This is a genomic window from Flagellimonas taeanensis (assembly GCF_003584105.1).
Classification (GTDB): domain Bacteria; phylum Bacteroidota; class Bacteroidia; order Flavobacteriales; family Flavobacteriaceae; genus Flagellimonas; species Flagellimonas taeanensis.
The window spans coordinates 402,118-425,227 of the sequence record NZ_QXFO01000027.1; the positions used below are offsets into that span (position 1 = coordinate 402,118).

The 23,110-nt window shown below is 47.3% G+C and carries 15 protein-coding genes and 1 tRNA gene; 8 read left to right on the forward strand and 8 right to left on the reverse strand.

Annotated elements, in window-relative coordinates; genetic code table 11:
• Positions 1 to 47 precede the first annotated feature (47 nt).
• On the forward strand, positions 48 to 1,280 hold the full coding sequence (locus D2V93_RS17050) for a metallophosphoesterase (RefSeq protein WP_119620258.1): 1,233 nt from the start codon (positions 48 to 50) through the stop codon (positions 1,278 to 1,280).
• Positions 1,281 to 1,344: 64 nt separating this feature from the next.
• Here the strand turns inward: D2V93_RS17050 and D2V93_RS17055 are convergent, their stop codons facing one another.
• From D2V93_RS17055 to D2V93_RS17075, 5 genes are all read right to left on the reverse strand, one after another.
• Complete coding sequence (locus D2V93_RS17055) at positions 1,345 to 2,115, reverse strand: hypothetical protein (RefSeq protein WP_119620259.1); 771 nt, start codon at positions 2,113 to 2,115, stop codon at positions 1,345 to 1,347.
• Between the two features lie 117 nt (positions 2,116 to 2,232).
• Positions 2,233 to 3,009 (reverse strand): sterol desaturase family protein, encoded by a 777-nt coding sequence (locus D2V93_RS17060; protein ID WP_119620260.1) that lies wholly within the window; start codon positions 3,007 to 3,009, stop codon positions 2,233 to 2,235.
• A 134-nt stretch (positions 3,010 to 3,143) separates the two neighbouring features.
• Positions 3,144 to 3,917, reverse strand: a complete 774-nt coding sequence (locus tag D2V93_RS17065; protein ID WP_119620261.1) for a LytR/AlgR family response regulator transcription factor — start codon at positions 3,915 to 3,917, stop codon at positions 3,144 to 3,146.
• Complete coding sequence (locus tag D2V93_RS17070; RefSeq protein ID WP_119620262.1) at positions 3,907 to 4,950, reverse strand: sensor histidine kinase; 1,044 nt, start codon at positions 4,948 to 4,950, stop codon at positions 3,907 to 3,909. The genes D2V93_RS17065 and D2V93_RS17070 overlap by 11 nt, the downstream gene beginning before the upstream one ends.
• A 79-nt stretch (positions 4,951 to 5,029) precedes the next feature.
• Entirely contained in the window at positions 5,030 to 5,386 is a 357-nt protein-coding gene (locus tag D2V93_RS17075; RefSeq protein WP_119620263.1) for a hypothetical protein, read from the reverse strand.
• Between the two features lie 264 nt (positions 5,387 to 5,650).
• Between D2V93_RS17075 and D2V93_RS17080 the strand changes: the two genes are divergently transcribed.
• A complete protein-coding gene (locus D2V93_RS17080) occupies positions 5,651 to 5,947 on the forward strand; it encodes a thioredoxin family protein (RefSeq protein WP_072878191.1) in 297 nt (98 codons plus the stop codon).
• A gap of 35 nt (positions 5,948 to 5,982) precedes the next feature.
• Here D2V93_RS17080 and D2V93_RS17085 read toward each other — a convergent pair whose 3' ends face one another.
• Positions 5,983 to 9,321, reverse strand: a complete 3,339-nt coding sequence (locus D2V93_RS17085; protein WP_119620264.1) for a glycosyltransferase family 117 protein — start codon at positions 9,319 to 9,321, stop codon at positions 5,983 to 5,985.
• Between the two features lie 193 nt (positions 9,322 to 9,514).
• Between D2V93_RS17085 and D2V93_RS17090 the strand changes: the two genes are divergently transcribed.
• A tRNA-Gln gene (locus D2V93_RS17090) sits at positions 9,515 to 9,586 on the forward strand.
• 55 nt (positions 9,587 to 9,641) lie between these two features.
• Here D2V93_RS17090 and D2V93_RS18775 read toward each other — a convergent pair.
• Complete coding sequence (locus tag D2V93_RS18775; protein WP_220473647.1) at positions 9,642 to 13,058, reverse strand: PA14 domain-containing protein; 3,417 nt, start codon at positions 13,056 to 13,058, stop codon at positions 9,642 to 9,644.
• 339 nt (positions 13,059 to 13,397) lie between these two features.
• Between D2V93_RS18775 and rimP the strand changes: the two genes are divergently transcribed.
• The 3 genes from rimP to infB are packed head-to-tail and all read left to right on the forward strand — an operon-like array spanning position 13,398 to position 17,893.
• Positions 13,398 to 13,859, forward strand: a complete 462-nt coding sequence (rimP, locus tag D2V93_RS17100; protein WP_119620265.1) for a ribosome assembly cofactor RimP — start codon at positions 13,398 to 13,400, stop codon at positions 13,857 to 13,859.
• Between the two features lie 12 nt (positions 13,860 to 13,871).
• Positions 13,872 to 15,104 carry a transcription termination factor NusA gene (nusA, locus tag D2V93_RS17105; protein WP_119620266.1) on the forward strand — a complete coding sequence of 411 codons (1,233 nt, stop codon included), beginning with the start codon at positions 13,872 to 13,874 and terminating at the stop codon, positions 15,102 to 15,104.
• A gap of 41 nt (positions 15,105 to 15,145) precedes the next feature.
• The gene (infB, locus tag D2V93_RS17110; protein WP_119620267.1) at positions 15,146 to 17,893 is read left to right on the forward strand and encodes a translation initiation factor IF-2; all 2,748 of its coding nucleotides are present in this window, start codon (positions 15,146 to 15,148) and stop codon (positions 17,891 to 17,893) included.
• A 72-nt stretch (positions 17,894 to 17,965) separates the two neighbouring features.
• Here the strand turns inward: infB and D2V93_RS17115 are convergent, their stop codons facing one another.
• A complete protein-coding gene (locus tag D2V93_RS17115; RefSeq protein ID WP_119620268.1) occupies positions 17,966 to 18,340 on the reverse strand; it encodes an SPOR domain-containing protein in 375 nt (124 codons plus the stop codon).
• 235 nt (positions 18,341 to 18,575) lie between these two features.
• Here D2V93_RS17115 and D2V93_RS17120 point away from each other — a divergent pair, with 235 nt between their 5' ends.
• Together D2V93_RS17120 and D2V93_RS17125 are read left to right on the forward strand one after the other, a co-directional pair.
• Positions 18,576 to 19,940, forward strand: coding sequence for a cytochrome c3 family protein (locus D2V93_RS17120; RefSeq protein ID WP_119620269.1), 1,365 nt, complete (start codon positions 18,576 to 18,578; stop codon positions 19,938 to 19,940).
• 32 nt (positions 19,941 to 19,972) lie between these two features.
• A complete protein-coding gene (locus D2V93_RS17125; protein ID WP_119620270.1) occupies positions 19,973 to 23,104 on the forward strand; it encodes a TAT-variant-translocated molybdopterin oxidoreductase in 3,132 nt (1,043 codons plus the stop codon).
• The last annotated feature ends 6 nt before the right edge of the window (positions 23,105 to 23,110 follow it).

Here is a 23,110-nt window from a genome sequence, read left to right on the forward strand (position 1 = left end):
AGGTCTATTTTCTAGTGGATTACCCATAATTTTGCAAAAAATAGACTATGTCCCGATTTATCATTCTGGCTTTTCTTTATGCAGTATTGGCCATATACGGTTTCCAGGCTTTTCGAACTTTGTTCAAGAGTCCTTGGATGCATTGGGCCTATGGGGTGTTGTTTCTGGGGGCACTGTTGTTCTTGGCCATAAAGATCATGGGCTACGACCCCAGTAACGGGTTCAAAGGGAGCATGGCCGTGGCCGGGACTATTTTTGCGGCCTTTTTCCTATTGGCCTTGGTATTGGGTTTTTTCCTTTTGTTGGAAGATGTGGTCCGTTTGTTTGGATTTGGCTACAACAAATTGGTCGGGATGTCCGACCCTGATGCCAGTTATTTCCCCTCACGGAGAAAGTTTATCAGCGGCTTGGCACTGGGATTGGCATCCTTGCCTTTCGGGGCTTTGCTCTATGGCATGTACCGCGGAAAATACAACTATCAGGTGCTCAAGTACGAACTGGAATTCGATGACCTGCCCGATGCTTTTCACAATTACCAGATTACCCAGATTTCCGATGTACACAGCGGTAGTTTTGATGATTATAACAAAGTGGCCTACGGCGTGGATTTGATCAACGAACAGCAAAGCGATGTGATTTTCTTCACCGGAGACATGGTCAACAACCGATCTGACGAAATGGAACCCTGGAAGGAAGTCTTTGCCCGATTGGAGGCCAAGGATGGCAAGTTTTCCATTCTAGGTAACCACGATTATGGTGATTATGCGGTCTGGCCTTCGGAACAGGCCAAGTCCCAAAACCTGGAAAACCTCAAGAATCTACAGAAGGATATGGGCTTTGACCTGATCTTGAACTCCAACCGATATTTGGAAAAGGATGGGCAAAAAATTGCCTTGGTCGGAGTGGAGAACTGGGGACGTGGCGGCTTTAAAAAAGCCGGGGATCTTGAAAAGGCCAAAGAAGGGGTTTCCCATGATGATTTTAAGATACTGCTGAGCCACGATCCCTCGCATTGGGAAGATGTGGTGATCCATGACGATTATCATTTCCATCTCACCTTGAGCGGGCACACCCACGGTATGCAGTTTGGAGTGGAGATTCCCGGATGGATCAAATGGAGTCCTGTGAAATGGCGCTACAAGTATTGGGCAGGAATCTACAAGGAACTCGGGCAGTTCATCAACGTGAACCGAGGTTTTGGATTTATTGGCTATCCAGGGCGATTTGGCATCTGGCCCGAAATCTCCGTGATCACCTTGAAGAAAAAAGGTCTGGTATAAGCCTGAATATAAAAAGCCCTTATTTATAAGGGCCTTTCCAAACAATTAAACAGATGGGACATTCTTACCAAGCTAGGTCATAAGTGTTCCCACTGCCCATGGTCAGTGTTGCGGTTTGGTTGCCTGTGAAGATCAGGGTTCCCGAATAATCATAGGAATTTCCGTTGGAGGCCCTGCCTTCAAAACTGGCATATACGCTTCCAGAGGCTACATTGTAATTTGCCTTTAAAATGGTAAGATTCGTGGTCGTGAACTCAATGGTGCTGGTAAAGGCATTTTGGTTTTGTACAAAGGACTCTTGGGAGCCGGTGAAAGTGAACGTTTCGTTCACCACGTAGTTGGATTCCCCATCCTCAAGGTTTTGAATGTTGATGGTCGCCGCTGTGGTGGCTTCGGACAAGATTCTGGGGCCATCGTAACTGGAAGTGCCCGAAAGCTCAAAATCAGCTGCCGATGGGATAGCACCGCTTCCGCAATCCATCATCCAACTCCACACCAAACTGGCATCGTAAGAGATGCTGCCGGATTGTCCGGAGATGTTGTACGAAGACCCATATTCCACACCGCATTCGTAATCCTCGGCCTTATTGGTGGCTGAGTTGTCCTCTTCAATGGTGTAGATGGCCTGATTGGTCTGTTCCACCATTCCGCCCGATTCTGGGGAAAGGGCCATGGCAATCGCTTCTACGGCCTCTTCCTCAGTAATGGTATCCTCGGTATTGTGGGTGGAGTCGTCGTCATTGCTGCAGGAAGTGGCTGTCAGGGCCAAAGTTGCCAGCGTGAGTAGGGCCAGACGGTTTCTTTTTGAGGTTTTGGGTAAGATGGACTGTTTCATGACATTTAAAGTTTTACGATTAATTTTCTTTTATTTTTTTGGCTAAACTAGAAAGGGACGAAGGATGGAGTCCCTGCAAAAAAGGTGAACCTGAAAATTTGGGGGGTGAACCGTTTCCTATCCCTTGTAATCCATTTTTCCCTTGAAATAATCCACAAACCCCTTGAACACCAACACAAAAGGATTGTTGCTGATAAAACCGGTGGTGATGCCATAAGTAGGTCTTGTGGTCTCGGGCTGGTATGATCCGAAGATGCGGTCCCAGACCATGAAAACACCACCAAAGTTTTTGTCGATGTATTGCTCATCGGACCCATGGTGCACCCTGTGGGCAGATGGTGTGGCAAGTATCCCTTCAATGAAACCCAATTTGCCCACTGCTTCTGTGTGCAGAAAAAACTGGTACAATAGGTTGAGTCCGAAGGAGGCCGCAACAAATTCGAAAGGGAGCCCGATCAGGATGAGCGGAGCCACCACAAAGGGAGTGAGCAGAGCACTCAGCCAATTGAGCCGATAGGAGACGGTAAGGTTCATGAATAAACTGGAGTGATGAACCAAATGAAAGGCCCAAAGCAGTTTGATCTTGTGGGAAAGCCGATGGTACCAATAGTACACAAAGTCCACGGCCAGAAAACTGATGAGGAATACCCACATAGAGCTTTCCATGGGAAAAAGGGCATACTTTGATAGGTTTGCCATTATGGCGTACTGAAATCCGAAGAAAAGAATCTTGGTGAGCTGAAACCCGGCAAAGATGCCCAGGTTCGCCAAAGTATCCTTGGTGTTATAGACTTTTTTGTCCTTTCGCCAGCTCCAAATGATTTCCAGAACGACCAATGCCAAGAGGAAAATAAAGATAATACCTCCAAAAGTTGTGCGTGCGTCAATGTCCATGATTTCTTTTTTTGGCGAAGTTGAGACAATGGGCGGAGGTGTTTTCGGGTAATGTGGGCGAGGCTGAAAAAATCAGCGTTGAGTTTTCTTAAAATTTCAGAAAGGGAGGTTTTTGGGTTGTGCCGAACGGTAGATCATTCATCCAGCCATTTTTTGAATTCGGGAGCCTTTGCTTTGCTCACAATGATTTTTTCGCGGGGTTTGGGTTCCACGTTCACGATGAGCCTTCCGTTAAAATAGAAGTCCAGGTCCTTTACTGCCCGCCGCTGCACAATGAACTGGCGGTTGGCCCGGAAAAAGAGTTTGGGCGAGATCTCGGCCCCTACTTTGTCCAAGGTGGAATCGATGACGTATTTTTTGCCATCATCCGTATGGGCATACATCACTTCCTGCTCGGTGCGGAACCAATGGATCTTGTCCACGGGAAGAGGGATCAGTTTGTTCTGGTAATGGACGAGATAGGCTTCGCGATAAGATCTGTTTCCGTTGGATTGCAGGTGTTGCAATAACTCTGTCAGTGTATTGCTGTTGATGGAAACTGCTCCCCGGGTGTTCTTGTACTTGTCCAATGCAGTTGCCACCTCCTCCTTCTGAAATGGTTTTAGGATGTAGTCCAGCCCATTCACCTTGAAGGCTTCCAGGGCATAATGGTCATAGGCGGTAATGAAGATGATGGGTACCGAGGGTTTGATGGTTTGGAAAATATCAAATGAAAGCCCATCGATCAACCGGATGTCCATGAACAGCAGGTGGCAATACTGTATGTTTTTCCCAAGCCATGCCACCGCGCTCTTTACACTGTCCATTTGGTGGAGCACGGTCAGGGAGGGGTCGAGTTCCTTTAGGGTAAATTCGAGATTTCGGGCTATGGCCGGTTCGTCTTCTATGATGGCGACATTAATGGACATGTTGGGTTGGGTTTAAGGGCAGTTTTACAGTAAAATGGTCGTCGGTCTTTTCAATTTCAATGGGTGTTCCCATCAATATTTGGTAGCGTTCGTTGAGGTTCAGCAACCCGATGCCAGTGGAGGGTTCCTTGTATGTGGCCTCTTTCAGGGTATTTCGAAAGATCAGGGTTCCTTCATCCAAAAGCACATCGATGTGCAATGGACTTTCCTTGGAGACAAAATTGTGCTTCACCGCATTTTCCAACAAGGGTTGGAGCGACATGTGCGGTAATTTTTTCTGGGAGCCGATAGGGATGTCAATGTGTATGATGAGCGCATCTTCAAAACGCATTTTGAGCAATTGGATGTTGGATTCCAAAAGTTCCAGTTCCTTGTCCAGCCCGATGAGTTGCTCTTGATGGTTACCGAGGGAATATCGGAACACCTTGGACAGGTGCGTGATGTAGTCCTGTGCCTTTTGTGGGTTTTCGCGGACCAAGGCAGACAGGCTGCTCAGGGCGTTGAACAAAAAATGGGGATTGATCTGTGCCCTCAAGTTTTTGATCTCTGCATCGAAATAGGCTGTTTTTAACTGTTCGTTTTCCAGTTCCTTCATTTTTTGCATCCGGTTGAGGAGCATAATCTTGACCAATATCGCGATTAGGGCCAGACTGGTGGCAAACCTGAAAAAGTACCCAAGGCGATAAAATCTGGGGTTGGGAGCATTCTGAAAGATCAATTTTTGGGTAATCATGGCCAAGAACAGGAATCCGAAAAAGAAGGCCAGGTTATATAGTACATTTTTGGTCCTTGCCTTGGTACCCGATCTGTTTGTCCAATCGAGCCATTGCAGGTTCAAGAGTCCCAAAAAATAACAAAAGGCAAAATGGAACAGGGTCTGGTAGGCGAGTTCCTGTGCGTTGAAGATCCAGGGCAGGCCTATCTTCTGGGCCTCTCCGGGGAGCAGTACCAATAATTTGTGGGCGTTGAGGGCCAAGGCCACAAAGACCGAGGTCAGGACCAATACCCTTTTTTCAGCTTTGGAGATCTTCATGGAATAAAAGTACAAAGGCTTCCCCAATCTACATCAGTCGATCAAGAAAGCCCAAGTTGATGAATGGAAAAACTGCTTTTTAGGATTTTTTCTGCTGTTTGTAGCGATCTTTCATCATTTCGCGGTTCTCTTTTTGGAGTTCCTTGTAGGTCTCGAACTCACTTTCGGTCAGCAAGGCCTCCATCTCCTTGTTCTTGCTGTCCTGTATTGCCTTCAGTTCCTTGAACTTGGACATTCTGGAAACCTCGCTCTCACGGGTGGCCTTGATCTTTTCAAAATATTTCTCACTGATCTCCACAAAGGCGTCCTTTTTGTCCCCGCTCAGTTGAAGGGCCTCGATCTGTTTATCCAGAATTTTCGAATAGGTCCCTTCATCGTCCTGTGAAAATCCAAGGGCGAAAGAGAACAACATAAGGGCCAAAACAATTTTTTTCATGATGTGTTTTTTTAAATGATACGGCAATATTAGATTTATGCTGTGCACGTTCTGTCTAGGAAATGGGTGAAACGACCACATCTAGGGTTGAACCTTCTTTTTTGAGGGTCGTTCCGATTCTTGATCAAGATTCGTACAACCTATAGACTTTTTTGGGGATAAAAGGTTTAACGTGAATTTAACTATGGAGTTGAAGGGAAAGCAATGCCATGATATAAAACGTTAACAATTTTTCTTATTTTTGACCGTAAACCTTTAGAATTCATGTCCAAATTTGGTGAACTCATAGATGTAAAGGTCCCCGTACTGTTGGACTTTTATGCGGAATGGAACGAACAGTCCACTTCCATGCATCCTGTACTGCGAGATGTGGCCGCTGCCCTTGGCGATAAGGGAAAAGTGATAAAAATCGATGTGGACAAGAACAAGGAGCTTTCACAGGCCCTTCGGATAAAAGGACTGCCCACCTTGATGATCTACAAAAAAGGCGAAATGGTCTGGCGGCAGAGCGGCGAACAGGACGCCAATACGCTGATAGGCATTTTGAACGAATATATCTAAAAAGAAAAGCGAGGTTTTTACCTCGCTTTTTTTATTTACGGTTGTAGTGCTGGGTCTTCCTCTATGGGCCTTAGGGTATCCAACGGAATGGAGTCCTCCATGTCAGGGTCTATGCCCAAAGGTTCTTCCAGTAGATCTTCTTCATCTTCGCCTTCCACAAATTGGGAGAACTTGTCGATGTACTCATTAAAGATCAAGGTTTCGGACTCTGCCAATTCCCTGTCTTGGTTCTCGATCAGGATATCGATGTTCCTTCGGTATGCCTGCATATCGGCCAAGATATCTTCCATCTTCTCGTATTGTTCGTCCAAGGGGATGTTGGCGTAATATTCCAGACGTTCCTGATATATTTTTTTCAACTTTCGGTAAACTTCACGTGCTTTTTCGGTCTCGCCCACTTTGTAATAACCATCCACAAAGGGTTCCACAAAGGCATAGAAGCCAAAATGTTCCACAGGCATGTTCGTCATGGCAATGTCAATGACACTTTTGGCCTTGTCTATCTTTTTCTCCTCGATCAGAGTCTCCATCAATCGGGCAATATTGCTTCTGAAAGACAGTCCCTGCGAGCGGGTCTGGGGGTCGTGGTAGATCTTGTCACTGCCAGAATTGCCCCACTCCCATTTTTTCACAATGTCATAGGTCAGTTCCGCATCGATGCGGCCCATTTCAAATGAATTTCTGTTTGGGGTCCTAATGGGCACCAGTTTATAGACAAGTCCGTCCATTTGAAGGTAATCCTTCATCCAGATATACTCGGCACTGTCAAAACTACCGCCTGAGAAATAGATTGGACGCTTCCAATCATTGTTGGCAATGAGGTCCAGCATCATGATGCGGTTCTTGGGCAGTGCACTTTGTGGAAGGTCAATGTCGATATAGTCCACGATTAACGCGGAATCTTTCTCTTTGACCAAGCCGCTTTCCAGCACATTCTGTTTGTTCACAGGAATCCTGATCTTATTGGTGGGGTAGTACACAATGTCCAGGTTGTTTTCCGGATATGCACTGAGATCCGCCCCACGACTTTCCAAAATATGCCTGAATTTGGTCTGTGGTTTGTCGCTCCCTACCCAGTTCATAAAATCCTTGATGGCCCACCTACTATCAGTGATCCCTTGGTAATAGATGGCATCCCTGGTCCCGTACCGGTATTTGTCGTGCGTCAATTGGGACGGGATGGGGTCACTTTCATAGGCTTTGCTCTTCATTTGGTCAATGTACCAATCCGTGGCAAAAAGACTGGTGTTGATGATACGGACATCGGTACGGTAATTTTCGATTTCCTGGATGTACCACAGCGGGAAGGTGTCGTTGTCACCTATGGTGAACAGAATGGCGCCAGCATCTTCCTTGCAGGAATCCAGATAGGCTTTTGCAGTGGAAGGAGCGGTATACCGGTCGGAACGATCATGGTCGTCCCAGTTCTGTGCGGCCATGAGTAACGGAACGGCCAATAGGCACAGAATAGTAATTGCGGGGGCCGCTATTTTCGGGGTCAACAGTTTTTTGAACTCTTCGTAAAGTCCAAATACCCCAATCCCGATCCATATGCAGAACACATAGAAGGATCCCACTAGGGAATAGTCCCTTTCCCGGGGCTGGAAGATATAAGGATTGGTATAAAACTGAATGGCAAGTCCGGTGAACATGAAAAATATGAACAATACCCAGAATTGCTTTGGGTTTCTGGAAATCTGGAAAACAATGCCCAGAATACCCAATAGTAGTGGCAAAAAGAAGTAGGTGTTACGTCCTTTATTGTCCGTCCAGTCGCTTGGAAGGTTCTCTTGACTGCCCAAGCGGAGACTGTCCACAAAGCCGATGCCGCTGAGCCAATCGCCATTTTCATCGTAGCGACCCTGTACATCGTTCTGTTTGCCCACAAAATTCCACATGAAATAGCGCATGTACATATAGCCGAACTGGAACTCGAACATATAGCGGAGGTTCTGTCCAAGTGTGGGCGGCTCCACTTCGATGTACTCTCCAAATTCCCGAAGGAAACGGATATATTGCTCAGAATCAAGTTCTCCTTGGGCGTAGGCCGTTTTGAACTGGTTGACGGCTTCCCTGAGGTCATTGTTGGAGATGTATTCGGATTTGATACGGAAGTTTAGCACACCAAAATAGCGCATGTAGTTTTCGGCATGTTGATCGCTCCACATTCGGGGCAGCAGTCCCACATGCTTTTCGTTGGGTCCCGGAACGGCATCCTTGTACTTGTTCACGATGACATATTTGCCCAGTTCCAGATCCTTTTCGTATTTGGGGCTATCGTCCCTGTCCTCGCCAGATGGGGCGAAGGTATCCGAATAGTAGGCCCCATATACCGGACTGTCCACGCCAGGATACTGTTCCCTGTTGTAATAGGCCAGAAGTGCACGTGCATCGGCAGGATTGTTCTCATTGACCACCGTTTTGGCGTTGGCCCTGATGGGGAGCATCAACCATGAGGAAAAACCAAGGAAGAGGAACATCAGGCACATAATGATCAAGTGCCCACTGTAAAAGTTGTGCTTTCTGGTGTATCGAAGGCCAAAATAGAAGGCTGCAATAAATACCAATCCCATGATGATAGAACCGGAATTGAACGGAAGCCCAATTTCATTGATGAAAAAGACCTCGCTCCAACCAAAGAGCTCCAGTACATAGGTGAGCGAAAATTTATAGACCAATATCAAAATGGCCACTACAATAATGTTGGCCAATAGGAAGTACTTGACCGTAGTGGTCTTGTATTTTTTGAAATAATATAACAGACCAATCGAGGGAATGGCCAAAAAGCCCATGAACTGTATGCCAAAGGTAAGACCTACCACGAAGCAAATGAGCAAAAGCCATCGATGCCCTCTTGGATCGTCCAGATTGTCCGTCCATTTTAGCCCCAGCCATAGTAAAAGGGCCATGATGAGACTGGCCATGGCATAGACCTCGGTCTCCACGGCATTGAACCAAAAACTATCGGAAAAGGTAAAGGCCAGTGCGCCGACCAGACCGCTTCCCAAAATGGCAATGGCCCTGCTGTTCGTCATAGGGCTTTTGCTAGTAATGAGTTTTTGGGTCAGGTTGGTTATGGTCCAGAAAGTGAACAATACGGTAAAAGCACTGGATACTATGGACACGGCGTTGACCATCAAAGCTATCTTGGATGGGTCGCCAAAGGCGAACATGGCAAAAAAGGCACCTATCATTTGGAGTAAAGGAGCTCCAGGAGGGTGTCCCACCTGCAATTTGGCAGAAGTGGAAATGTATTCCCCGGCATCCCAAAAACTTCCTGTGGGTTCTACGGTTAGGGCGTAAACGATAAAGGCAATGGCAAAGGATGTCCATCCTAGGATGGTATCCCATTTTCTAAAGTTTTTTTCGAACATAGAACTGGTCGTTAACCGAATTGTGGCGAATTTAGTAAATATAGAACAGAAGGGTGGCCATTTTTGGAAAAGCTTTAACAACAGGTTCCAATAAAAATAGGTTTTAAACTTGTCAAAATATTTGTTGAAACCAAAGTTTGTTATAAATTTGCACGCTCAAAAGCTGAATCAAGTTTAGCTTTGATTATGGTACTGGCCTATGGTGTAATTGGCAACACTACTGATTTTGGTTCAGTCATTCTAGGTTCGAGTCCTAGTAGGCCAACAAAAAAGCCCCCCGCAACCTAGCGGGGGGCTTTTTATTTTGTTGTAGTGTGCCATTAATTTTTGTTCACCCTATACGTAATCTTCCTGTTGGTGATCACCGTTCCCACACTAAGGGTAAGTACGGCCCCATTGGAGGTCAGGGCATCACAGGAAGCTGTTGAATTGGAGACCAGAACACGGAATACATATCCATTTTTGCCCATGTCGGGGGCATTTACGGTAAGATTGGCCGTTTGGGTGCCCGAATATTCAGCTCCGTCGGAAATGGGAGCAAAACTGCTTCCCCCATCGGTACTCACTTCCCATTGATAGGTGTCCGTACCGCTTGCCGTAACCGTAAAGTTTCCGTTGGCACCCACAACAATGTTTTGGTCAGCAGGCTGTGCAGCTACCGAAAACGGGGTCACTGTGATGGTCTGCTGCACATCAAAAGTATTGCCGGCATCATCAGTGATCCTATAAGTGCGGGTTATGGTCTCTGGGTTGGAGCCACCATCGCTCACATCACTGATAAAGGTAACGGTGGGGTCTGAATCACAATTGTCCGCCTCGTCCGTGATCACGGTCACGTCAGCGGCCGGAATATCATCGGAACAATACACATTGATAGGAGCAGGGCTGCTTGCAGTAGGCGCAACGTTCTCAACGGTTATTGAAGTGGTTGCGGCAATGTTGGGACCTAGCGGGTCTCCGGGCATGCCACCGTATTCCACCAAATAACCTTTGGGTTGATAATCGCCACTGGCCGCTCCGGCGTTGGAGAGGTCGTTCCAGGAACCTGGTGCACCAACTCCTGGTGCGGTGATGTGTGCATAATCTTCATCTCCTGAATTGTTGGGTTCCCCGCCGTTCCAGAACTCGTAGGCAAAGGCCGTGCCGCCTGCATTCCCTCTCCAGAACATTGTGCCTGCTTCGGGGCCTGTCACCCAATACCAATCCCCTTCTACGGCTGCATCACTGGCCCCGATCCATCCTGCACCGGGTGCCTGCGATCCGAGGAGATCGGATTCGTCTTGAACGGAAATCGTGGCCAAATATCCTTGTAGCCCATAAAAGGTGCGTAATGCCGCGGCATCCCGGGCCGATGTCCAGGTAATGCCCAATGAGGGTACATATTCATAATAGTGCCCTGTGGAGGCCAAATAATTGGCTTCGTTCAGGACTATGGAAAAACTTCTGGTATTTCCGCTGGCGACCGTACCCGTGGTCTGGAACATGACGGCACTCACGGCTGCCTCAAATTCGGCCAAGGTTGCTGGTCCCTCCAAGGTCAATCTTCCTTCGGAAGCGCTCCAGCTTGCTGTGATATTGGGGTGTGACCCGGTCAGGGTCAACAGATCGCCTGTATTATCATAATTGGAGGTTATCTGAACGTATACAGCATCCAAAGTGCTGCTGTCAGGATCGGTAATGGAAACACTCTCAACAACGGCAATTGGGTCGCCAGGGCAAAATATTTGGTCGCCGGTCGCTGTTATGGATGGAGGTTGGTTGCCATCATCGGTGTCATCCCTGAAATCCAGGTCCCCGCCTGTGGATACATCGCCATCGGAGTCGGGGAGCATCAACGAACCCCCATTGGTGTTCAGTGGATTGTCAATTCTGCCCCCTGGATCGCTATAATCGGTTGAGGTGTCCATAGCATTATCAAGTCCATCACCATCGCTATCTGTGCCCGTGAGGGTCAACGTGGCCTCGGTGGTGTCGCTTGTGCCGTCATTGTCACTATCGGTATCCATAAAATCAGGTGTTCCATCCCCGTCGATGTCCACAGGGGATATGCCAGCAGCTTCATAGGCATCGTCCAATCCATTGTTGTTGGCATCTATACCCGATGGGGCAATATAATTTAAAGAAGCCTGTGCCTCCACATTATCGGGAATACCATCCCCGTCACTGTCCAAATCCTGATAGTTGGGAATGCCATCCCCGTCGGTGTCCACAGTACTGCAATCCACAGTACCTCCATAGCTGGCTCCATAAACCCTCGCGCCAGTTTGATAGGCCATCACCCGGAAAGATTGAAAGTTGCTTTGGGAAACATTGAACGTGATTTCTGTTATGGATCCAAATGGAACATCAGTGGCATCTGCCAGATAGTTGCCATTGGTATATTGGATCTGCATATCTGTAATGCCACTACCATTATTTGCATTAGGGTCCGCTGCCAAGAAAACACTAACGGTGGTCCCCATGGGTATAACTTGGGCAAACTGTAAAGAGATTATGGATTGTCCTTGATAGGTCGAAGTCGAGTTTGCGGCATAAGTGGTCCCGGGGTTTCCCTCCGCATTGGACGGATTGTTGAAATACTGCACATTGGTCGCGGTCTGCACAAAGTTTCCGCTTGTTCCCCCACATTCATCGGTATCCAAAATGCCGTCATTATCGTCATCGATATCCACATCATCACCAATGCCGTCGCCATCCAAGTCGGCCACTGCTACGCTACAATTGGAATAGAGCTTGGAGAAAGGGATGTCTTGTTTCGAAATAGAGGGTCCCTGATATTGTACGGATAGGTTTTCGCTGCCGCCATTTTCAAAGAAAAGCACGGTGATATCATGCAATCCAGAGGCCAACGTTATGCTTCCCGATCTTTCCTGGGATCCATGTGCACCATCGTTGTTCACTACTTGGGTGCCATCGATGTAGAGTTTTGAACCGTCGTCCGACGTTGTATAAAAGGTATAACTGCCCGGGCTGTCAATTTGGATATAACCTCTGTAACGGATGCTGAAATTGTCCGTATCTCCGGGGTCTTCTTGGTTTTGGAGCGCATCGACATCGAAACTGGTGAATACGCCAGATGCCAGGGCACCAGAGATTGGGATATTGTCCACAGTAGCACCTGATGGGGAACTATCATAAAACTCAAAGTCGATTTCTCCGTTACAGATGCCTGAAACCCCTTCCACAATAACATTGTCAATAAAATATTGCTCGTTATTGTTATTGTTGTACATCCTTGCCCTGATTTCGAGGGAAGTGTTTCCAGATGCGGATAGGTTAACCGTGTAAGAAGAATTAAGAGGGTTTGAATAGGATCCGGATCTATTTACAAACTGTTGCCAAGAGCCACCGTCAATACGGTATTCCCCAATAAAGTAATCCTGTCCATCATCCATTCGGTTAGGGTCATTTACCCTAGTATCCATACTAAAGCTGATAAAAGAGTACCCTGTAATGTTGATGGAGTTAACCTGCCAAGTCCCTTCTGAGCCTAAATTCCTACCCCTAAGTTCGTTGTTCTGGACAGATAGGCTGTTTCCTCTGTCGGTGGTCCAACTTGAGGCTGACGGTCCTGTGGCGGTGCCGCTTTGGGTGTTGTTGGAATAATTGAAGTTTTCACTCCAAAGCGTGGTCTGGGAAAACAGGGACAAAGTCCCTTGCAGAAAGAAGACAATTAAAAGTGTCCTGCCAACAGTCAAACCACGGCTTGGATGTCCACTACTAGAAAATATTCCCATGACCAAATATACTTTTGCAGGTACAAAACTAGTCGGAGTGTTCTCCATGGAAAATATTTGTTGTGAAATGGAGCTATACCTATGTTAAGCTATGGATACCTATGGTTTCCTACACTGCATTTTGTCGATGAGATGGAGTCTGTCACGCAAAACAAGGAGTCTTCGGCGATTTGTTGGCTCGCTAGGGCTAAGGCACTCCAATTAAATATTGGGAAAAGAAAGTCTTTGATTAAAAGGGGGTTGCACAAAAGGTATTAATTGTTGTATATTTGCACCACTGAACGGATATAAAAGTATTCATGAGGGGACTTCTAGTCCCCTCTTTTATTCTGAATTGTTATGCTGAAGGAAAAAGTGGAATCATTGTTGAGCAAGGCCTTGGAAGAGCGTCCGTCCTTGTTTTTGATTGATTTTACGATGGGTGGCGACAATACCATCAGGGTGGTTTTGGATGGAGACAATGGGGTGAACCTCAAGGATTGTATGGATATCAGTCGTGCCATTGAGCACAACCTGGATCGTGAAGAGGAGGATTTTTCACTGGAAGTCACCTCCGCAGGGGCTACATCACCACTGGTATATCCGCGACAGTACACCAAAAATATTGGTAGGATTTTAAAGGTGAGGACGGGAGCCGAAGAATTGGAAGGCACCCTGGTACAAACCTCGGAAAATAATATTACCTTGGAGTGGAAGGCCCGAGAGCCCAAGCCTGAAGGGAAAGGGAAAGTTACCGTACAGAAAAGGCAGGACATTGCATTTTCTGATATCAAAGAAGCAAAAGTCATTTTAAAATTTTAATTGTAGTAGAAAATGGAAAACCTAGCGCTCATCGAATCCTTTTCGGAGTTTAAGGACGATAAGTTTATAGACAGGGTGACCCTTATGGCCATTTTGGAAGAAGTGTTCCGAAGTGCCCTAAAAAAGAAGTTTGGTTCTGACGACAATTTTGATATCATCATCAACCCGGACAAAGGGGATTTGGAGATATGGAGAAACCGCGTGGTCGTGGAGGATGGAGAAGTGGAAGACCCCAATGAGGAGATTTCCCTTTCCGAAGCAAGGAAGATAGAGCCCGATTTTGAGGTTGGGGAAGATGTGTCGGAAGAGGTGAAGCTCATAGATTTGGGAAGAAGGGCCATTTTGGCCTTGCGCCAGAACTTGATTTCCAAGATCCACGAGCATGACAATACCACCATCTACAAACAGTTCAAAGATCTTGAAGGTGAGATTTATACCGCAGAGGTGCACCATATTCGACATAAGGCCGTAATTTTGTTGGACGATGAAGGGAATGAGATCATTCTTCCAAAGGAAAAACAGATCCCATCCGACTTTTTCCGCAAGGGGGACAACGTGAGAGGTGTTATCGAAAGCGTGGAACTGAAAGGCAACAAGCCTACCATTATCATGTCCAGGACTTCCCCTGCTTTCTTGGAGCAATTGTTCTTCCAAGAAATCCCAGAGGTCTTCGATGGACTGATCACCATCAAAAAAGCGGTCCGTATCCCAGGAGAAAAAGCCAAAGTGGCCGTGGATTCCTATGATGATAGGATCGATCCCGTAGGAGCCTGTGTGGGTATGAAAGGATCTCGGATACATGGTATCGTTAGGGAGTTGGGCAACGAGAACATCGATGTGATCAACTGGACCAACAATGCACAATTGATGGTGACCCGTGCCCTTAGCCCGGCAAGGGTATCGTCCGTCAAACTGAACGACGAGAAAAAAACAGCCCAGGTCTACCTGAAGCCAGAGGAGGTTTCCAAGGCCATCGGTAGGGGAGGGCACAACATACGATTGGCAGGTCAGTTGACCGGTTATGAAATAGATGTGTTCCGTGAAGGAGTGGAAGAAGATGTGGAATTGACCGAGTTCTCCGACGAAATAGAAAGCTGGGTGATAGAGGAGTTCAAGAAGATTGGACTGGATACCGCCCGCAGCGTTTTGGAGCAGGACATCAACGATTTGATCAAAAGAACCGATCTAGAAGAAGAAACTATCCGTGAGGTCGTACGCATCCTCAAGGAAGAATTTGAAGATTAAACTTATATTAGCAGCGAATTTTAGGGCAAGGAAAACAATTTATGGCAGGAAACCCAACAATACGACTCAACAAAGTTCTTAGGGAACTGAACATTTCATTGGATAGGGCAGTGGACCATCTCACCTCTGTGGGGCACGAGATAGAGGCACGTCCTACGACAAAGATATCCGATGAGGTGTATCAGGTACTGTTGGATGAGTTCCAAACGGATAAGAGCAAAAAAGTGGCTTCCAAAGAAGTGGGCGAAGAAAAGCGCAAAGAGAAGGAGGCTATTCGGGTCCAAATGGAACAGGAGCAGGAAGAGCGCAGGTTGGCCAGGGAGAAAAGGAATGCAGAACAGCAGGTGATCAAGGCCAAAGCCGAGCTTTCCGGGCTCAAGACCGTGGGCAAGATAGACTTGGATCCAAAGCCAACCCAACCCAAAGAGGAAGAGCCACAGCAAGTAGAGGAGCCAAAACAGGTTGAAGAGACCAAAGTTGTCCAAAAAGAAGAGCAGCCCAAGGAAAAAGAAGTAGAAGAGGTAAAACCTGAAGAAAAGGTTGATACTGCGGCCAAAGAAAAAGAAGAAGTAAAGGAAGTAAAGGAGGAGCAACCCAAGGAGCCTGAAACTTTCAAGACGCAGTACCAAAAACTTACCGGACCCAAGATCACGGGGGACAAGATAGATCTTTCCCAGTTCAACAAGCCAAAGAAGAAAAAAGAGGACAATCAGAAACCAGTTGCAGGGTCTTCCGATTCGGATAGGAAGAAACGCAGAAAACGTATTGTCAAAAATGGTCCGCAGCCTGGCAATAACCGACCCAACAACAGGCCGGGTGTTGGAGCTGGTGCAGGAGCAGGCGCAGGAAGAAAGGGACAGCGTGGCCCAATTTCCAAAGTGGAGCCCACAGAGGAAGAAGTACAAAAACAAGTGAGGGAGACCTTGGAAAAGCTCCAAGGAAAATCCGCCAAAGGCAAAGGAGCCAAATACAGAAGGGAGAAAAGGGACCAGCACCGTCAACAGACCGAAAAAGATCTGGAACAACAGGAGCTGGAAAGCAAGACCTTGAAAGTGACCGAGTTCGTAACCGTGAACGAAGTGGCCACCATGATGGATGTTCCCTCCACCAAAATTATATCAGCTTGTATGTCGCTGGGTATCATGGTGACCATGAACCAACGTTTGGATGCAGAGACCCTTTCCATTGTGGCCGATGAATTTGGTTACGAAGTGGAATTTGTCACAGCTGAAATAGAAGAATCCATCGAGGAGCAGGCAGATGCACCGGAAGATTTGAAGCCAAGGGCACCCATTGTTACGGTAATGGGACATGTGGACCACGGAAAAACATCCCTATTGGATTACATAAGACAAGAAAATGTAATTGCAGGTGAAAGCGGTGGCATCACCCAGCATATTGGTGCCTATGGGGTTACCCTGGAGGACGGCCAAAGAATCACTTTCTTGGATACTCCAGGTCACGAGGCGTTTACCGCCATGCGTGCACGTGGGGCCCAAGTCACCGACATCGCCATTATCGTAGTAGCTGCGGATGACGATATCATGCCACAGACCAAGGAAGCCATTAGCCACGCCCAAGCGGCAGGCGTTCCCATAGTGTTTGCCATCAATAAGATAGACAAACCCACGGCCAACCCAGACAAGATCAAGGAAGGACTTGCCCAAATGAACCTTTTGGTGGAAGATTGGGGCGGTAAGATACAGTCCCATGATATTTCGGCAAAGACAGGTCAGGGAGTGAAGGAACTTTTGGAAAAAGTATTGCTCGAGGCAGAATTGCTGGAGTTGCAGGCCAATCCCGACAAACTGGCTTCAGGAACCGTGGTAGAAGCCTTCTTGGACAAGGGAAGAGGATATGTGTCCACCATTTTGGTGCAGTCCGGGACCCTGAAAATAGGAGACTATGTATTGGCAGGTACCTGTAGCGGAAAAGTCAAGGCCATGCAGGACGAAAGGGGCAAGATTGTTAAAAGTGCAGGACCTTCCACGCCCATATCCATTTTGGGCCTCGATGGAGCGCCACAGGCAGGGGATAGGTTCAATGTGCTGGAAGATGAGCGCGAGGCGAAACAGATTGCCGCAAAACGTTCCCAATTGCAGCGTGAGCAATCTGTTAGGACACAAAGACATATTACCCTTGACGAAATTGGAAGACGAATTGCCTTGGGCGATTTCCAAGAGCTGAACATTATCCTCAAAGGGGATGTGGACGGTTCCGTGGAAGCACTTACGGATTCGTTCCAGAAACTATCCACCGACGAGATCCAGGTCAACATCATCCACAAAGGAGTTGGTGCCATTACCGAATCCGACGTGTTGCTCGCCAGTGCATCCGATGCGGTCATCATAGGATTTAACGTAAGGCCGATGGGCAATGCCCGTGCGGTGGCGGATAAAGAAGAGATTGATATCCGAATGTATTCCATCATCTACGATGCGATCAACGATCTTAAGGATGCTATGGAAGGAATGTTGTCTCCAGAGATCAAGGAAGAGGTCACAGGTAATGCGGAGATCAGGGAGACCTTCAAGATATCCAAGATCGGTACTATTGCTGGATGTATGGTCACCAGCGGAAAAATCTTTAGGAACTCCCAGATTCGATTAATCCGTGATGGTGTTGTCATCTATACAGGGGAGCTGTCTTCCTTGAAGCGTTTCAAGGACGATGTGAAGGAAGTGTCCAAAGGATACGATTGTGGATTGCAGATCAAAAACTACAACGACATCAAGGAGGGAGACATTGTTGAAGCCTTCCAAGAAGTCGCGGTGAAGAAAAAACTGTAACCACACATCAACTATAGATATAAAAAATCCCGCTAAAAGCGGGATTTTTTATTGTTCTTTATAATCGAGCTGCTATGATTTGGACTCCACCGAAGGCTTCAGGAGCATGGCATCCGGATATTTTTTGCGGACTTCCAAATACTTGCGTTCGGCCTCCAATTTGGTCTTGAACCTACCCAAACGCACACGATAGGTAGGCGATTCAAATTCAATTTTGGAGTACCAATCCGGAAAATCGATGTCCACTTGCGATTTCAGGTTCTGCGCCTTTTGGAAATTGCCAAAACCGACCTGTATCTGGTAATATCCAGCTTTTGAGCTGACCTCGGTATACAGTTTTACCAATTCATCTATTTTGGGATCTTGTTGGATGCTCACCCTTCCTTCCTGGGCGGACAACGGTAGGGACAAACCCATCAAAATGGCAGTAAATACAATGGTTTTCATGATGCTTGGGTAAAATTTTGAGATATATACGTACAAAAGTAGTTTTTTATGCTTTAAACGGGCTTCGGGCCCATTATTTAGAATCCTTATAAATTACTTCTTATAAATACCTTAACATTTTAAAAAATGACTGTATGTCGTACTTTTGTGACCAATTTTGGTGGGATGAAAAGCTATTGTTCTCAAACTCAATAGAAAGAATCGTGCCAAAGATTTCGATAGAAATTTCGTTAATATGAAAAAGGTTCTATACCGCCATCTATTTTCCAAAGCTTTAGGTTTATCTCTCCTATTTTCCCCTATTTCATTCTATGCACAGGAAGAAGCTGCCGCCCCAACAGAGGAGGTTGTTGCAGATGCTGCTGCAGATACAGGTGGGGATGCGGCAAAAGGGAAACAGCTCTTTAACCAAAACTGTGCGGCCTGTCACGCTTTGGACCGTAAGATGACCGGTCCGGCATTGGCAAATGTGGAAACCAGATTGGCCGATGATGCCGGTTTGGATAGGGAGTGGTTGTACGCATGGATCAAGAACAGTCCAGGGGTCATCGCTTCGGGTGATGCCTATGCCAATAAAATCTACGCGGAATACAACCAAGCGGCCATGACGCCGTTCCCAACCTTGTCCAACCAGGACATTGATGATATTTTGGCGTATACCGCCGCTCCTCCGTCAACTCCGGCTAAAGCTACAACTCCATCTGGTGGTGATGGTGGCCAGCCTTCTTCTGGAGGAATTTCCAATGAATTGATCCTAGCTGCATTGGCCCTTGTGTTCGGGCTTTTGGTAATCATGCTCGTGCTGGTGAACAAGACCTTGCGACGCATCGCCGAAGCGAACGGTATCGTATTGGAAGAAGAAAAACAAAAACGCCTGCCTTTATGGAAAGCCTTTGTCAAAAACCAGTTCTTGGTATTGGTGAGTGCTATTTTCCTATTGTTGGCCAGTGCGTATTTCGCTTACGGATGGATGATGCAAGTGGGTGTGGACCAAGGGTACGCTCCTGTGCAGCCCATTCATTTCTCACACAAGATACACGCCGGGGACAACAAGATTGAATGTAAATACTGTCACTCGTCCGCTAGGGTATCCAAAACTTCTGGAATCCCTTCGTTGAACGTGTGTATGAACTGCCACAAATCCATCTACCAATACGCGGGCAATCCAGAAGGGCCATCCGCAGAGGATATCGCCAATGGATACACCAACGATTTCTACACAGGAGAGATCAAGAAGTTGTACAAAGCTGTTGGATGGGATGAGGAAAACCAAAAATATACAGGTGAGGGTCGCCCAGTGGAGTGGGTCAGAATCCACAACCTTCCCGATTTTGCCTATTTCAACCACTCACAGCACGTTTCCGTTGCTGGGATAGAATGCCAGACCTGTCACGGTCCGGTGGAAGAAATGGAGATAGTGGAACAATTCTCCCCATTGACCATGGGTTGGTGTATCAACTGTCACAGGGAAACCAATGTAAAAGTGGAGGGCAACGCCTATTACGAAGCCATTCATGAGGAACTGTCCAAAAAGTACGGGGTCGATAAGTTGACTGCGGCCATGATGGGTGGTTTAGAATGTGGTAAGTGTCACTATTAAGAAGTAAAAGAAGATAATCTCAGATATATCGTATGGCATCAAACAAAAAATATTGGAAAAGTGCAGCGGAGCTCAATCCGAACGATTCCATTGTTGAGGCGCTAAAACATAATGAATTCACAGAACAGATTCCCGTTGACGAGTTTTTGGGCGACAAGGAAAACCTATCCACATCGACCACCAACCGAAGGGATTTTCTAAAATATGTTGGTTTCAGCACGGCTGCGGCAACGATGGCTGCCTGTGAAGGACCGGTTCACAAGTCCATTCCCTACGTGGTGCAACCCGACCGCATCGTGCCTGGTGTGGCCAATTACTATGCCACCACCATAGCTGATGGTTTTGACTTTGCCAGCATTTTGGTGAAGACCAGGGAGGGAAGGCCCATCAAAATAGAGAACAATACGGATGCCAAGGTCAATGGAGGGGCGAATGCAAGGGTGCAGGCCTCTGTTTTGACCCTGTACGATAGCAAAAGATTGCAAGGTCCATCTGCCAACGGCGAGCCTGTGGAATGGAAAGTGTTGGATGCCACTGTTCGGGCAAAGCTCAACAGTTTGAAAGGTTCCAACAAGCAGATCGTGCTGTTGACCCAGACCTATGCGAGTCCATCCACCGATAAATTGATCGCTGAATTCAAGGCGGCTTATGGGGAGAATGTGAACCACGTGGTTTACGATGCCATTTCCGAAGATGCCGCGTTGAATGCTTTTGAAGCAGCTTATGGGGAAAGGGCTTTGGCCGATTATGATTTTGAAAAAGCTGGATTGATCGTTTCTTTCGGTGCCGATTTCTTGGGAGATTGGCAAGGAGGAGGTTATGATAGCGGCTATGCCAAAGGGCGTGTGCCCAAGAACGGGAAAATGTCCAGACATATCCAAATGGAATCCAATATGTCCTTGACCGGCGCCAATGCCGACAAGCGTTACCCAATGACCCCTACCCAGCAGAAGATCGCTCTTGCCAAGTTGTACGGTAAGTTGAACGGAAGCAATGTGGGGGGTGGAACATCCGACGTGGATGAGGCTGTAGACAAGGTTGCTGCCGAGATCAAGAAAGCGGGCAGCAAAGCTGTTGTCGTCACTGGACTGAATGATGCCAATGCGCAGACAGTGGTGTTGGCCATCAACAAACTATTGGCCAGTGAGGCATTCGATGCAAAGAATCCAAAATATGTCCGTCAGGGCAATACGGCCAAAGTGACCAAATTGGTTGCCGATATGAATGCGGGCCGAGTTGGAGCATTGATCATGGACGGTGTGAATCCTGTTTACACCTTGCCGAACTCCGAAGCATTTGTATCAGGATTGGAAAAAGTGGACCTTTCGGTCGCTTTTGCCTTCAATAATGATGAAACGGCGCAAGCCTCACAATATGTTGCTGCGGCATCGCACTACCTCGAATCTTGGGGAGATGCCCAGTTCAAAAAAGGACAATTTAGCCTCATGCAGCCTGCCATCCGTGAACTGTTCGATACAAGACAGTTCCAAACGGCATTGTTGACATGGATGGGCGCTGAAAAAACATACTACGACTACATCCAGGAAACTTGGAATGCTGACATCCTTCAGGGAGGTTCGTGGAACAAGGCACTTCAGGATGGGGTATTCGTGGCTGCTGCACCTGCGCCAGTGGAAGGGGATGCTTCGGCTGCTGCTCCTGTAGATGCTGAAAGCGTGGAAGTGGAATCCACTGTGGTTCCCATCGCTTCTGCCATACGCTCTTTGGTCAATGCCACTAGTGGCGGGGTCGAGCTTGTACTGTACTCCAAAGTGGGTATGGGAGATGGTCGCCAGGCCAATAACCCATGGTTGCAAGAGTTCCCTGACCCGATTTCAAGGGTGTCTTGGGACAACTACGTCACCGTTTCCAAAGCGGATGCCGAAAAATGGGGCGTTGAAAATGAAATGGTGGCCGATGGCGGTGTTAACGGTGGTTACGTAAAATTGACCGTTGATGGAAAAGTATTGGAAAAAGTTCCCGTGATCGTTCAGCCTGGTCAGGCCGTGGGTACGGTCGGACTTTCCTTTGGATATGGCAAGAAGGCCGGTATGCAGGCCGAAATGGCGACCGGTGTGAATGCCTATGCCCTGTACACTAATTTTTCCGATGTACAGACCGTGACCGTTGAAAAAGTATCTGGAGTGCATGAGTTTGCATGCATCCAATCCCAAAAAACATTGATGGGTAGGGGTGATATCATCAAGGAAACCACCTTGGAGATCTTCAATACAAAAGATCATGCCGAGTGGAACCCGATGCCACATGTTACCCTAAACCACCAAGAGATTCCGGTAACCTCTCCCGATGCTGATCTTTGGGACGAGTTTGATCGTTCTGTTGGACATCACTTTAATCTGTCCATCGACCTGAACGCCTGTACAGGATGTGGGGCATGTGTGATCGCTTGCCACGCGGAGAACAACGTTCCTGTGGTCGGAAAAATGGAGATGCGCCGTTCGCGCGATATGCACTGGTTGCGCATCGATAGATATTATTCCTCAGAAGAGACCTTTGAACAGGACAACGAGAAGAAGGACGGAATGGATGGTCTTTGGGGAGAAAAAGGTTCCTTGGGTGGTTTCAGGGAGATGGAAGACCCATCTGCCAACCCTCAAGTAGCTTTCCAGCCTGTAATGTGCCAGCACTGTAACCACGCACCCTGTGAAACAGTGTGTCCGGTGGCTGCAACCTCGCACAGTAGGCAAGGACAGAACCATATGGCCTATAACCGTTGTGTGGGTACCAGGTACTGTGCCAACAACTGTCCGTACAAAGTACGTAGGTTCAACTGGTTCTTGTACAGCAACAACGATGAGTTCGACTTTAACATGAACAACGACTTGGGCAAGATGGTCATCAACCCAGATGTCAATGTCCGTTCAAGAGGTGTCATGGAAAAATGCTCCATGTGTATCCAAATGACCCAGAAGACCATTTTGGATGCCAAGCGTGATGGAAGGGTCATCAAGGATGGTGAGTTCCAGACGGCCTGTTCCGCAGCTTGTAGCAGCGGTGCCATGGTGTTTGGTGACATCAATGACAAGGAGAGCAAGGTGGCCAAGTTGAAAGAGGACGATAGAATGTACCACTTGTTGGAGCATGTCGGGACCAAACCCAATGTGTTCTATCATGTCAAGGTTAGGAACACCAACGAGGCTTAATCAATA